This window comes from Pseudomonas graminis (assembly GCF_004364335.1).
Classification (GTDB): domain Bacteria; phylum Pseudomonadota; class Gammaproteobacteria; order Pseudomonadales; family Pseudomonadaceae; genus Aquipseudomonas; species Aquipseudomonas graminis_D.
In genome coordinates this window covers 240,275-254,211 of the sequence record NZ_SOCR01000010.1, presented here as the reverse complement: position 1 = coordinate 254,211, position 13,937 = coordinate 240,275, and the positions used below count along the sequence as shown (strand labels likewise).

Below are 13,937 nucleotides of genomic sequence, written 5' to 3'. Positions count from 1 at the left end.
TCTCCTCATCAGGCTAATCACGGTTTTTGACCCGGCTCTTTGCCGGGTCTTTTTTTGCCTGCGATTTAAGCGCCTACGCCTAAGTGGCTTAACAGATCATCCAGCAGGCTGGTCGCCCCGAGCCGCAGCCTCCCCTGTTCAAGCCAGCGTGGGCCGAAGCGTGCCTTGACAAGATCCATGTGAACCCGCGCTTCATCGAGCGTCCGCACATTTCCGGAAACGTTGATGCCCACATGCGCGCCTGACTCGGCGATAGCCGCAATCAAAATCCGGCTGGCCTGGGGCGTCGCGTTGAGGATATGTTTCCCCGTGCTGGTTTTCAGGAAGTTGGCGCCCTCTTGAATCGCCACACAGCTTGCGCCGTGAATGACCTGCGGATCACGCAGCACGCCGGTTTCCAGCGTAACGGTCAAAGCTGACCGACCGCACCTGGCTTTGCAGGTACTGATGATGTCCGCGCCGATCTGCCTGTCCCCACCAAGCAGAGCATGGAAGGGATAGACCAGATCGATCTCGTCGGCACCCGCGAGGATCGCCGCCTGGGTTTCCGAATCGGCGGAACTCACAGAAGGCGAACCGCTCGGGAAATTAACCGCGGCCACGACTTTGATCTCCCGCGCATGAAGGCTGTCGAGCGTGCGCCGCGCCAGTCCCACGAATCTGGGCGTTACGCAGACGGCGGCAACATGCCCCACAGGTGTCAGGGCTCGATGACACAACGCGATAATCTTTTCCGGCGTGTCATCGGCATTCAACGAAGCCAATTCCATCAGACCAATAGCCAGTTCCGCCAGTGACGCATCGACCTCATGCACGTTAATTGCCTCATTTATCTCGTTCATTACACACCCTCGATGCCTTTGCTTGAGGCGACGATAATCGAGAACGGCTGTGCCTGAACGGCCACAAAGACGCAAAAGAGCAGGCCTACATGATTACAAGAATTGTCCGAAGGACATTGCCCGCACGAGGCTCGGAAATGGGGTGCAACGCAGAGAAAGGCAGCTCATGCCGGTCGATACGAGCCCATTTCAGCGAGCGATCACCAGCGGATGTCCACGCTCGGGATGGGGTTGCACCAGAACATCCAGACCAAATACCCGATTCAGCGCTTCTGGCGTCAGCACTTGCCGCGGTGTACCGGCTAGATGTGCGCGCCCTTGGCTTAGCAGCAACAGGTGATCGCAATAGCGGGCGGCCAGATTCAAATCATGCAAGATCACCATCACCGCACCGCCACGGTCGGCGAACGCGCGAACGGCCAACAGCGTGGTGTGTTGATGCAGCGGGTCGAGCGCCGACGTGGGCTCGTCCAGCAAGAGAATCTGGCCCTCCTCGCCCGGCCACACCTGCGCCAGCACGCGCGCCAGATGAACCCGCTGACGCTCGCCGCCCGACAGCGTCAGATAGCTGCGACCCAGCAGATGAAGCCCATCGGCCGCCGCAAGGGCGTGCTGGATAATTTCACCGTCGCGTTGCTGACCGCTGTCATGGGGCAAGCGGCCCATCGCGACCACCTCCTCGACCTTGAACGCGAAATTCAACGTCGAGGCCTGCGGAAGTACAGCCAGCCGCCGCGCCCGCTCGGGGCCACGCCATTGATTCAGGGAAATGTCGTCCAGCAGCACCCGACCGTGGGTCGGGGCAAGCTCGCCGCACAGGGCCGCCATCAGCGTACTTTTACCGGCCCCGTTGGGGCCCAGCACGCCGAGCATCTGACCAGGCGCCAATGCCAGGTCGATGTCGGCAACTACCTGCTTGCCATTACGCATAACGCCCAGGTCATTGGCGATCAACATCAGCGACGCCCTCGAACCAGCAGGAAAAGAAAAAACGGTGCGCCAATGAACACGGTGACAATCCCGATCGGCAGCTCCGCCGGCGCCATCACCAGTCGGGCGAAGATGTCTGCGAAGAGCAGCAACGTTGCGCCCGCCAGCGCTGAGGCAGGAAGCACAACGCGGTGGTCCGGCCCGGTCAACAATCGCACCAGGTGCGGCACAATCAGACCGATGAAGCCGATCAGCCCCGCCGCTGCAACGGCGGCTCCGACACCGAGAGCAATGCACAGGATCAGCTCTCGCTTGAGGCGTTCGACCTCGATGCCCAGATGGCGCGCCTCCGATTCTCCCAGCAGCAGCGCATTGAGCGCCTTGGCTCGGCGCGGCAGCCAGAGGATCACCGCCACGCAAACCAGCAAAAGAGGCCAGAGCCGGGCATAGCTGGCACCGTTGAGCGTGCCCAGGTTCCAGAACGTCAGCGTCCGCAGGCTCGCGTCGTCGGCCAGATACGTGAACAGGCCGATCACCGAGCCGGCCAGCGCAGTCATCGCCACACCCGCCAGCAGCATGGTGCTGACGCTGGTTCGGCCACTGCGGCGTCCAAGCCGATACACGATTGCGGTCACTCCAAGCCCACCAACGAAGGCGCAGATTGACAGGAGATAAGGCTGGAACGGTTCAGGCAATCCGCCCAGGGATGCGCCGGCGACAATGGCCACCGCCGCGCCCAATGCCGCGCCACTGGAAACCCCGACCAGACCGGGATCGGCCAAGGGGTTGCGAAACAAACCCTGCATCGCCACGCCGGACAAGGCCAGCACTGCGCCCACCGCTAGCCCGAGCAACGTACGGGGCAGGCGGATCTGGCCCACGATCAGTTCCGCCTGCTGCAAGTTGTCCTCCGCAACGGGCACGCCCACCAGATGGAGAACCGCGCGCAAGGTATCGATCATCGGCAGACTGACAGGACCTAGCGCGAGGGACAGCCATACCGCCAGCAAACAGGCTAAGCCCAGCGCGATCCAGATCACTTGAGAGGTGAAGCGCATAAAAAGGTGCATCCTCTATAAAAGGAAGGCTCAGTCAATCACCTCAAGGCGCGACCGACTGGATTTCGTTCATCGACTGGCGGGTTTGACTGCTGGCAGAATGCGCAGCCTGCCTCGCTCAGGAATTCGATAATTATTTGCAATTGAGCGTCAAACGCCAAGGAGACCATGCTGAAATACCTGTGCGACAGCGCTGCGCTGATGGAAGGCAAAAGCCTTGGATTCGAAGTTGATGAAATCAGGATTCTGGCCGTCCGGCGAGCGGGTCAGGTGTATGCGTACGCCAATCGGTGCCCTCATCGAGGGGTGGCGCTGGAATGGCAGGCCGATGAGTTTCTCGATGCCAGCGCCAGTCTGATCCAGTGTGCCACTCACGGTGCCCTGTTTCTCATCGAGAGCGGCGAGTGCGTGGCGGGCCCCTGCGAGGGCAAGTCCCTGCGGGCTATCGACTGCGGCGAGGACGCTCAGGGCATCTGGATCAACCCGGTTGCACCGGACTGAGCGGGCGCGTCTCCGTAAGGTGAATTTCGAGACGCCGATCAATGCGCACTTCGTCAGGGGTGAGCTGCACCCCATACGCGAGCACTTCAACCCCTGCCGCAGCCGCCTCTAGCAGGGCAGCGGCATAAGCTGCGTCGATTTCGGCGGCAGGCCGCACGGCATCGATGCCTGTCAGGTTCACGCAATACAGCAACATCGCGCGCACGCCCTCCCGGGCCAGGGCCGCCAGTTCGCGCAGGTGCTTCGCGCCGCGCTGAGTGACCGCGTCGGGAAACGCAGCGACCCGGCTGTCATCAAAGCCCAACGTTACGCTTTTGACTTCCAGGTACAGCGGGCCATCGGGGAAATCAAGACGGAAGTCGACGCGGCTGTTTTCCTGACCGTAGGCGACTTCGCGCTTGAGTGCCGTAAACCCTGCCAACTCCGTGATCACGCCGGCCAATAGTGCTTCTTCCACCAGCCTGTTGGCGCGCGCGGTGTTGACGCAGGCGAGCCGGCCCTGTGGTGTTTCAGTGATTTCCCAAGTGCCCGGCAGCTTGCGCTTAGGGTCATTGGATCTGCTGAACCAGACGCGGCCACCCGGCATCATGCAGTTGAACATGGAGCCCGTGTTGGGGCAGTGAATCGTCAGCAGCTCGCCGCTGGCGGTCTCGATGTCGGCAAGGAAGCGCTTGTAGCGCTGAATCAGCCGGCCTTCTTCAAGGGGAGGAGAAAATCGCATCAGCCTTGCCAGCTCCGCAGGCCACGACCTATTCGCTCGACCGCTTCCTCAAGCCTAGGCAGGCTTTGGGTGTAGGCGAAGCGCACATGATGGCCGGCGCGGTACCGACCGAAATCCAGCCCGGGTGTGAACGCGACGTGCTCGGTTTCCAGGAAGTGATGGCAGAACGCGAACGCGTCGCCGCCGAACGCGCTGATGTCTGCATATAGATAGAAGGCGCCCTCTGGCTCAACGGCGATGTTGAAACCCAGTTCGCGCAGCGCCGGAAGCAGGAAGTCGCGACGGCGGGCAAACTCGGCGCGACGTTGTTCGAGGATCTCCAGGGTCTGCGGCTCGAAACCGGCAAGCGCCGCACTTTGCGCCATGCTCGGCGCGCTGATGTAAAGATTCTGCGCCAGCTTCTCCAGATCACCGACCGCGGCCTCAGGGGCAACCAGCCAACCGAGTCGCCAACCGGTCATGCCGAAATACTTGGAAAAACTATTCAGCACGAAGGCGTCGTTATCGACTTCCAGCACGCTGCTCGCGTCCGTGCCATAGGTCAGACCGTGATAGATCTCATCAACCACGAGGTGGCCATCGCGTGCCTTGAGCGACGCGGAAAGCGCGGCGAGTTCGTCGCGGTGCAGCAATGTACCGGTCGGATTGGCCGGAGAAGCCACCAGTGCGCCGACGCTGTCCTCGTTCCAGTATTGAGCCACCAGATCGGCCGTCAGCTGATAACGCACGTCCGGCCCTACAGGCACCAACTGCGCGGCGCCCTCCACCAGACGCAGAAAATGCCGGTTGCATGGGTATCCCGGATCGGCCAGCAACCAGTGTTTGCCGGGATCGACCAGCAGACTCGCCGCCAGCAGCAACGCGCCCGAACCGCCAGGGGTAATCAGAATTCTGCCCGGATCGACATTCACACCGTAACGTTGAGCGTAAAAGCCTGCGATCGCCTCGCGCAATTCCGGCAAACCACGGGCCGCCGTGTAACGGGTCTTGCCAGCGGCCAACGCCGCCTGACCGGCCTTGATGATCGGCTCGGCCGTGGTGAAATCCGGCTCGCCGATCTCCAGGTGGATAACGTCATGCCCCGCCGCTTGCAGTTCATTCGCCCGCGCCAGCAGCGCCATGACATGAAAGGGTTCTATGGCGCGGCTGCGCGCACTGTAGGGCTGGGGCATGGGCCTTCCTTTGGTGAGGGGTGGCGAGATAATTCGCCGATTCTACTCATCCGCCCGGGCGGGCTACAGCGTTTATCGGGCTGAGCAGCAGCGACTTGCGGCCGGCAGTCCAGAAAACCGGGGGCTTACGTCGCAGGCGCTAAACTCAGCGCACTGCAAAATAGATAAAACCGGGCGCTCAGGCTGTGGTCATAGTCCACGTGCGTGCTGCAGGCCATCCTCGACAACCGGGAGTAGCGCGCTCCGATTCGATCTGGTAAGTTCGCCCGCTTGCAGCCGCAGGGCCGGCAGGTGTCGGCGATGGATCTTAACCTGTGTAATGGCTTAGAAGAGTGAGAGGCGGTCCGTTCATGCCCACCGAAGAAAAGCAAAAGAGCACCCCGGCAATCAGTGGTTTCGAACCTTACGTCGCGACGAAGGGTGAGGAATACATGGGCGACCCGATGCGCAAGCACTTCACCAAGATCCTGTCCAAGTGGAAACAGGAGTTGATGGTAGAAGTTGACCGCACGGTTGTTCACATGAAGGACGAGGCGGCTAATTTCCCTGACCCTGCAGACCGTGCAAGTCAGGAAGAGGAATTCGCGCTGGAACTGCGCGCCCGTGATCGTGAGCGCAAGTTGATCAAGAAGATCGACAAGACGCTGCAGCTGATTCAGGACAAGGAATACGGCTGGTGCGAATCGTGCGGCGTCGAGATCGGCATCAAGCGTCTTGAGGCCCGCCCAACGGCCGACATGTGCGTTGACTGCAAAAGCCTCGCTGAAATCAAGGAAAAGCAGGTCGGTAAGTGATCCTGTTGATCCAGTAGAAAAGGACGCCTCGGCGTCCTTTTTTGTTTCCCGGCACTGATCGCGCAAACGCGCGACGGTGTGGACTGGAAAGCGCCACACGAGCACGTCGCGCTTTCCCACACGACACGCCATGTCGTCCGGTATTTCGTACGTTTTATTTCCAGTACCATCAGCGCCCATGAAAACCCCCTCTTATATAGGGCGCTTTGCGCCAACCCCCAGCGGTTATCTGCACTTCGGTTCTCTGGTCGCGGCGCTGGCCTCCTACCTCGACGCCCGCTCGGTGGGCGGAAAATGGCTGATGCGCATGGAAGATCTCGACCCTCCCCGCGAGGTTCCGGGTGCCCAGGCAGGGATACTCCAGACGCTTGAAGCCTACGGATTCGAATGGGACGGCGAACTGGTGAGGCAAAGCGAACGGCATGAGGCTTACCAGGCGATCATCCATCGCTGGTTCAGCCACGGCCTCGCTTACGCCTGCACCTGTTCGCGCAAACAACTGGAAGGCTACAACGGCATTTATCCGGGCTTTTGCCGCAATGCGGGGCATTCACCGGAGGACGCGGCCATCCGCATTCGAGTGCCAGAGCTGGAATACCGCTTCGAAGACCGGGTGCAGGGCGAGTTTCGTCAACACCTGGGGCGCGACTCGGGTGATTTCATCATTCGTCGCCGGGACGGCTTTTACGCCTATCAACTGGCGGTTGTCCTCGACGACGGCTGGCAAGGCGTGACCGACATCGTACGCGGTGCTGACCTGCTCGATTCCACGCCGCGTCAGCTGTACCTGCAAGAGCTGCTGGGCGTGCCGCAACCGCGCTACCTTCATGTGCCGCTGATCACCCAACCCGACGGCCATAAACTGGGTAAATCCTACCGCTCGCCGCCACTGCCGCCCGATCAGGCCACGCCGTTGCTGCTTCGGGGTTTACGTGCCCTGGGGCAAAAGACGCCGGCTGAACTGGACGAGGCTACGCCCCGGGAGGTGCTGGATTGGGCCATTGCGCACTGGGATGCCGATTCGATCCCCCGCCTGGGCGCAATCGAGGAAGCTCGAATAGACTGAGCTGCCTCGGCCGATTCATAGGGAGGCAGCACAACGCTGGCGCAAACGTCGCTTGCAGCCCCATCGCCATCCGTTACCATGCCGCTCCATCATCGTCCGGTCAGTCAACCTGGGAGGCCAAATGTACATTTATCGATTGGTCCTGCTGCTGGTGGTGGGCATCTATCTGTTTTCCCCGGCCATCATGGACTGGTGGATCGACGCTACGGGCGCCTGGTACAGGCCGTACATGCTGTGGCTGATCCTGATTGTCGTGACCTTCATTCTGCAGAGCCAACGAGATGCCGATGAGCTTTAGCCTGACCCAGATGATTCTGGTCAGTGCCGCCTACCTGACGGTGCTGTTCGGCGTTGCCTGGATCAGCGAACGTGGCCTGATCCCGCGCTGGATCATCCGTCACCCCCTGACCTACACGCTGTCACTCGGCGTCTACGCCAGTGCGTGGGCGTTCTACGGCACGGTGGGGCTGGCTTACGAATACGGCTACGGTTTTCTGTCGAGTTACCTAGGGGTGTCCGGCGCGTTCCTGCTTGCCCCCGTCCTGCTCTACCCCATTCTCAAGATCACCCGCACCTACCAGCTCTCTTCACTGGCCGATCTGTTTGCGTTCCGCTTTCGCAGCACCTGGGCGGGCGCCCTGACGACCATCTTCATGCTGATCGGCGTCTTGCCGTTGCTGGCACTGCAGATCCAGGCCGTGGCCGACTCCATCGGCATTCTTACCCGGGAACCGGTGCGCAACTACGTGGCCTTCGCGTTCTGCGTACTGATCACGCTATTCACCATCTTCTTCGGCTCGCGCCACATCGCCACGCGGGAAAAACACGAAGGGCTGGTGTTCGCCATCGCCTTCGAGTCGGTCATCAAACTGGTCGCCATCGGCGGCATCGGCCTGTACGCGCTGTATGGCGTGTTCGACGGGCCGCAGAGCCTTGAACAATGGCTCCTGCAAAATCAGAGCGCACTGGCGGCGTTGCACACGCCATTGCAGGAAGGCCCGTGGCGGACGCTGCTGCTGGTGTTCTTCGCCTCGGCCATCGTGATGCCGCACATGTATCACATGACCTTCACCGAAAACCTCAACCCGCGCTCGCTGGTCAGCGCCAGTTGGGGTCTGCCACTGTTTCTGCTGCTGATGAGCCTGGCGGTACCCCTGGTGCTGTGGGCCGGCTTGAAACTGGGCGCCACCACCAGCCCCGAGTATTTCACTCTGGGTATTGGCATCGCAGCCCACAGCAAGACCCTGGCATTGCTCGGCTATATCGGCGGGCTTTCCGCGGCGAGCGGGCTGATCATCGTCACCACGCTGGCGCTGTCCGGCATGGCGTTGAACCACCTTGTGCTGCCGCTTTACCAGCCGCCTGCCGAAGGCAATATCTATCGCTGGCTGAAGTGGACCCGGCGCGGTCTGATTGTCGCGATCATCATGGCCGGCTTTGGCTTCTACCTGTTGCTTGGCGCCAAGCAGAATCTGGCGAACCTGGGCATTGTCGCGTTCGTGGCCACATTGCAGTTTCTGCCGGGCGTGCTGTCGGTGCTCTACTGGCCGGCGGCCAACCGACGCGGTTTCATGGCTGGCCTCATTGCCGGCATCGTGGTCTGGACCATCAGCATGTTGCTGCCGCTGATCGGCGACTTCCAGGGGTTCTACATCCCGCTGCTGAACATGATCTACGTGCTGGATGACACCAGCTGGCATATGGCAGCGATCGCCTCTCTGGCGGCCAACGTGCTGGTCTTCACCCTGATTTCACTGTTCAGCAATCCCAGTCCCGAAGAGGCAAGTGCGGCCGAGGCCTGCGCGGTGGACAACGTTCGCCGCCCACAGCGCCGCGAACTGCACGCGGCCTCCCCTCAGGAATTCGCCACTCAACTGGCCAAGCCCTTGGGCGCTAAGGCTGCGCAGAAGGAAGTCGAACAGGCGCTGCGGGATCTCTATCTGCCGTTCGACGAGCGCCGGCCTTATGCGCTGCGCCGTTTGCGCGACCGTATCGAAGCCAACCTTTCCGGCCTGATGGGGCCAAGTGTTGCGCAGGACATGGTCGAAACCTTCCTGCCGTACAAGTCCGGCAGCGAGAACTACGTCACCGAAGACATCCACTTCATCGAAAGCCGCCTCGAGGATTACCATTCCCGCCTCACCGGCCTGGCTGCCGAGCTTGACGCCCTGCGCCGTTATCACCGCCAGACCTTGCAAGAGTTGCCGATGGGCGTGTGCTCCCTGGCCAAGGATCAGGAGATCCTGATGTGGAACAAGGCCATGGAAGAGCTGACCGGCATCGGCGCTCAGCGCGTCGTCGGGTCACGGCTCGAAACCATCGTCGATCCCTGGAAGCAGCTGCTGCTGGGTTTCATCAACGTCCCTGACGAGCACTTGCACAAGCAGCGCCTGGGCCTCGACGGTCAGACTCGCTGGCTCAACCTGCACAAGGCCGCCATCGACGAGCCGCTTGCGCCGGGTAACAGCGGGCTGGTGATTCTGGTTGAAGACCTGACCGACACCCAGATGCTCGAAGACAAGCTGGTGCACTCCGAGCGGCTTGCGAGCATTGGCCGACTGGCTGCCGGCGTTGCCCATGAAATCGGCAACCCTATTACCGGCATTGCCTGCCTGGCGCAGAACCTGCGCGAAGAACGCGAAGAAGACAGCGAGCTGACGGAAATCAGCAGCCAGATCATCGAGCAGACCAAGCGCGTCTCCCGCATCGTGCAATCACTGATGAGCTTCGCCCACGCCGGCGGACATCAACACGCCGACGAACCGGTTTGCCTGGCCGAGGTGGCGCAGGATGCCATTGGTCTGCTGGCGCTGAACCGGCGCAATTTCGAAGTGCAGTTCTATAACCTGTGCAACCCGAACCACTGGGTGGACGGCGATCCACAACGCCTCGCACAGGTATTGATCAATCTACTGTCCAACGCCCGCGATGCATCGCCCGCCGGCAGTGCGGTGCGGGTGAAAAGCGAAGCCTCCGAACACACGGTCGATCTGATCGTCGAAGATGAAGGCAGCGGCATTCCGAAAGCCATCATGGACCGCTTGTTCGAACCTTTCTTCACCACCAAGGATCCGGGCGAAGGAACAGGACTGGGGCTCGCGCTGGTCTATTCCATCGTTGAAGAGCATTATGGACAAATCACCATCGACAGCCCGGCTGACCCCGAGCACCAACGCGGAACCCGGATTCGGGTGACCTTACCGCGACATGTCGAAGCGACGTCCGCCGTGAACTGAGACCGTCGAGAGAACCGAATCAATGCCTCACATTTTGATCGTGGAAGACGAAACCATCATCCGCTCCGCCCTGCGTCGACTGTTGGAACGTAATCAGTACCAGGTCAGCGAAGCCGGATCCGTGCAGGAAGCTCAGGAACGTTTCAGCATCCCTTCGTTTGACCTGATCGTCAGCGATTTACGCCTGCCCGGCGCCCCCGGCACCGAGTTGATCAAGCTCGGCCAGGGCAAGCCGGTGCTGATCATGACCAGTTACGCCAGCCTGCGCTCGGCCGTGGATTCGATGAAAATGGGCGCGGTGGATTACATCGCCAAACCCTTCGACCACGACGAAATGCTTCAGGCCGTCTCGCGCATCCTGCGCGATCGCCAGACGCTGCAAAGCATGCAGGCCGAACGCGCCGCCACCGCAAAAACTGCGACTGGCGACAAGTCCGGTCCGGACAACAGCAACGGCGAGATCGGCATTATCGGCTCGTGCCCGCCGATGCAGGACATGTACAGCAAGATTCGCAAAGTCGCGCCGACTGACTCCAACGTGCTGATTCAAGGCGAGTCCGGAACGGGTAAGGAACTGGTAGCGCGCGCGCTGCACAACCTGTCCCGTCGGGCCAAGGCCCCGATGATTTCGGTCAACTGCGCAGCAATCCCCGAATCCCTGATCGAGTCCGAGCTTTTCGGCCATGAAAAAGGCGCGTTCACCGGTGCCAGCGCCGGGCGTGCCGGTCTCGTTGAAGCAGCTGATGGCGGCACCCTGTTTCTCGACGAAATCGGCGAACTTCCGCTGGAAGCTCAGGCAAGACTTCTGCGCGTACTGCAAGAAGGCGAAATCCGCCGGGTGGGTTCGGTGCAGTCGCAGAAAGTCGACGTGCGCCTCATCGCAGCGACTCATCGCGACCTCAAGAGCCTTGCTAAAGTCGGCCAGTTCCGCGAAGACTTGTACTACCGCCTGCACGTGATCGCGCTGAAGCTGCCCGCATTGCGTGAACGCGGCGCGGACGTCAATGAAATCGCCAATGCGTTCCTGGCGCGGCAAAGCCTCAAGGCCGGGCGCAATGACCTGCGTTTCGCACCAGATGCCGAGCAAGCGATTCGACACTATTCGTGGCCGGGTAACGTCAGAGAGCTGGAGAATGCAGTCGAGCGCGCGGTCATCTTGTGCGAAAGCCCGGACATTTCTGCAGAGCTGCTGGGCATCGATATCGAGCTGAGCGACCTCGACGTGAATGAGTTCATCGGCCTTGCACCGCAAACGTCAGGCTCGTCGAGTTCCACGGCTGGCGAGCCAACCGAAGACTTGTCGCTGGAGGACTATTTCCAGCACTTCGTTCTCGAGCATCAGGACCACATGACGGAAACCGAGCTGGCTCGCAAGCTGGGTGTCAGCCGCAAGTGCCTGTGGGAGCGTCGCCAACGCCTGGGCATTCCGCGACGCAAGACCGGAGTGGCCAGCGAAACGTGAGTGCTCCCCCGCGCGGGCTCTGGCACGCGGGTTACAAGGGATGTGAAAAAACTGTTACCTCATAAAGGGTGACGTAACAAAACCGGGGCGTACGGTAACGAACCCCCGGTTTTTTTTCGCCCGTGCAAAATAGCGTCAATTTGCCACACCCTTGAATTCAGCGGCGTGCAGCACGTTTTTCCGAAGTTGGCACAGGTACTGCAATATGTATTCGTACAAGAACAACAAAAATCAGTCACCCGAAACACCAACATAATAAAAACAAGACGAATCGACTCACGCATAACAAAAACAACACGGCGGAGGCGCAGCTAACTGATTCTTTTGGAGAGGCGTTGCATTTGGGACTTGTCCCGCAACCAGGCCGAGAACAACAAAAACTACCCTTAGGTAGAGCCTGAACTGGTTGGATCGATAGATCACTGCCGCACAGCGACCAAAGCAATCCGTTTGCTCTTGACTCCCGATTGGGAGGTTTCACAGACGAAAGTCGTGAATCGGGCGGTTAACAAAAATAAAAAGCCCATCAGACAATAAAAATAAGAGCACGCACTTTGGGGGAGCTTCGGCTCCCCCAGTAGCATCTGCGATAAACCCCTTCCCCGATCCACACCCCGCACCAAGTCCACAGTCACCCCCCGTACGCACCCATCGCGCTGCCTCCTACACCATCCCTCGACTAAATGCTAGAATCCCCGCCCATCGTGCGGTCACTCTTCGAAATTGGCCGAATATTCCTTCAAACAGTGCCTCCCATGCTGAAGAAGCTGTTCCAGTCATTCCGTTCCCCACTGCGCAAGCCGCAGCAACATGTGCGCACAACGCCTGAAGTGCTCAGCAGCAGTCAGCATTCGTTGCAACGCAATCAATTCAGCCGCTATGCGGTGAATATCGTCGAGCGCCTGCAGACCGCCGGCTATCAGGCCTATCTGGTTGGCGGCTGCGTCCGCGACATGATGCTCGGCATCACGCCCAAGGATTTCGACGTCGCCACCAGTGCCACGCCAGAGCAGATCCGCGCCGAATTTCGCAACGCCCGTATCATCGGCCGCCGCTTCAAGCTGGTTCACATCCATTTCGGCCGTGAAATCATTGAAGTCGCGACCTTCCGCGCCAACCACCCGATCGACGACGAAGACGAAGACAGCAATCAGTCTTCACGCAACGAGAGCGGGCGCATTCTGCGTGACAACGTTTACGGCACCCTCGAAGACGACGCCCAGCGTCGGGACTTCACGATCAACGCCCTGTATTACGATCCGGTCACCGAGCGCGTCCTCGATTACGCCAATGGCGTTCACGACATCCGCAATCGCCTGATTCGTCTGATCGGTGATCCGCAGCAGCGTTACAAGGAAGACCCGGTGCGCATGCTGCGGGCCGTGCGTTTCGCCGCCAAGCTGGATTTCGGCATCGAGAAGCACAGCGCCACGCCCATTCGCCCGTTGGCGCCGATGCTGCGTGACATCCCTTCGGCGCGTCTGTTTGAAGAAGTGCTGAAGCTGTTTCTCTCCGGATACGCCGAGGCGACGTTCGAGATGCTCGTTGATCTTGAACTGTTCGAGCCGCTGTTCCCGGCCAGCTCCAAAGCCCTGGAATACAACCCGACTTACACCCACACGTTGATCAGCGAGGCGTTGGCCAATACCGATCTGCGCATCAAGCAGAACAAACCGGTCACGCCGGCGTTCCTGTTTGCCGCATTGTTGTGGCCTGCCCTGCCCGCGCGGGTGCTGCGTCTGCAAGAGCGCGGTATGCCGCCCATCCCGGCCATGCAGGAAGCGGCTCACGAGCTGATCACCGAACAGTGCCAGCGGATCGCGATTCCGAAACGCTTTACCCTGCCGATCCGCGAGATCTGGGACATGCAGGAACGTCTGCCGCGTCGCTCGGGCAAACGTGCGGACCTGCTGCTGGAAAACCCGCGTTTCCGTGCCGGCTACGACTTCCTGTTGCTTCGCGAGTCCGCTGGCGAAGAAACCGACGGCCTGGGTGAATGGTGGACGGACTATCAGGACGCCAATGATTCCGGACGCCGCGACATGATTCGTGACTTGGGCAGCAAGCCCGACGCCACCGGCCAGGGTCCACGCAAACGTCGTCGCAGCAGCAGCGGCAAGCGCAAACGCGCCGGCGTCGACGGGGCGGAATAACA

Annotated in this window: 12 protein-coding genes; 7 read left to right on the top strand and 5 right to left on the bottom strand. The window is 60.6% G+C overall.

Translation table 11 applies throughout. From position 1 onward, the window contains the following. Positions 1-65 precede the first annotated feature (65 nt). The 3 genes from deoC to EC919_RS20265 all read right to left on the bottom strand — a co-directional run bounded on the left by deoC (position 66) and on the right by EC919_RS20265 (position 2,782). Positions 66-842 carry a deoxyribose-phosphate aldolase gene (gene deoC, locus EC919_RS20275; RefSeq protein ID WP_133776141.1) on the bottom strand — a complete coding sequence of 259 codons (777 nt, stop codon included), beginning with the start codon at positions 840-842 and terminating at the stop codon, positions 66-68. Between the two features lie 189 nt (positions 843-1,031). Further along, positions 1,032-1,799, bottom strand: coding sequence for a heme ABC transporter ATP-binding protein (locus EC919_RS20270; RefSeq protein WP_133776140.1), 768 nt, complete (start codon positions 1,797-1,799; stop codon positions 1,032-1,034). Then, entirely contained in the window at positions 1,799-2,782 is a 984-nt protein-coding gene (locus tag EC919_RS20265; RefSeq protein WP_166650596.1) for a FecCD family ABC transporter permease, read from the bottom strand. The genes EC919_RS20270 and EC919_RS20265 overlap by 1 nt, the downstream gene beginning before the upstream one ends. A gap of 219 nt (positions 2,783-3,001) precedes the next feature. On the opposite strand from EC919_RS20265, the gene EC919_RS20260 reads away from it, so the two are divergent. Further along, positions 3,002-3,331: a Rieske (2Fe-2S) protein gene (locus EC919_RS20260; protein WP_133776160.1), complete on the top strand. Its 330-nt coding sequence runs from the start codon at positions 3,002-3,004 to the stop codon at positions 3,329-3,331. Here EC919_RS20260 and sfsA read toward each other — a convergent pair. After that, positions 3,309-4,052, bottom strand: a complete 744-nt coding sequence (sfsA, locus tag EC919_RS20255; protein ID WP_133776138.1) for a DNA/RNA nuclease SfsA — start codon at positions 4,050-4,052, stop codon at positions 3,309-3,311. The two genes, EC919_RS20260 and sfsA, sit on opposite strands and share 23 nt — an antisense overlap. Next, a complete protein-coding gene (locus EC919_RS20250; protein ID WP_133776137.1) occupies positions 4,052-5,224 on the bottom strand; it encodes a pyridoxal phosphate-dependent aminotransferase in 1,173 nt (390 codons plus the stop codon). The genes sfsA and EC919_RS20250 overlap by 1 nt, the downstream gene beginning before the upstream one ends. Before the next feature lie 350 nt (positions 5,225-5,574). Between EC919_RS20250 and dksA the strand changes: the two genes are divergently transcribed. The 6 genes from dksA to EC919_RS20220 all read left to right on the top strand — a co-directional run bounded on the left by dksA (position 5,575) and on the right by EC919_RS20220 (position 13,935). Next, entirely contained in the window at positions 5,575-6,018 is a 444-nt protein-coding gene (dksA, locus tag EC919_RS20245) for an RNA polymerase-binding protein DksA (protein WP_065988293.1), read from the top strand. Between the two features lie 178 nt (positions 6,019-6,196). Then, positions 6,197-7,084, top strand: a complete 888-nt coding sequence (gluQRS, locus tag EC919_RS20240) for a tRNA glutamyl-Q(34) synthetase GluQRS (RefSeq protein ID WP_133776136.1) — start codon at positions 6,197-6,199, stop codon at positions 7,082-7,084. Positions 7,085-7,205: 121 nt separating this feature from the next. Beyond that, a complete protein-coding gene (locus tag EC919_RS20235; protein WP_002552060.1) occupies positions 7,206-7,382 on the top strand; it encodes a hypothetical protein in 177 nt (58 codons plus the stop codon). Beyond that, positions 7,366-10,320, top strand: a complete 2,955-nt coding sequence (locus tag EC919_RS20230) for a sensor histidine kinase (protein ID WP_166650593.1) — start codon at positions 7,366-7,368, stop codon at positions 10,318-10,320. Before EC919_RS20235 ends, EC919_RS20230 begins: the two co-directional genes overlap by 17 nt. 22 nt (positions 10,321-10,342) lie before the next feature. Continuing rightward, positions 10,343-11,782, top strand: a complete 1,440-nt coding sequence (locus EC919_RS20225; protein ID WP_133776134.1) for a sigma-54-dependent transcriptional regulator — start codon at positions 10,343-10,345, stop codon at positions 11,780-11,782. Between the two features lie 755 nt (positions 11,783-12,537). Then, positions 12,538-13,935 (top strand): polynucleotide adenylyltransferase PcnB, encoded by a 1,398-nt coding sequence (locus EC919_RS20220; protein WP_133776133.1) that lies wholly within the window; start codon positions 12,538-12,540, stop codon positions 13,933-13,935. Positions 13,936-13,937: the final 2 nt, after the last annotated feature.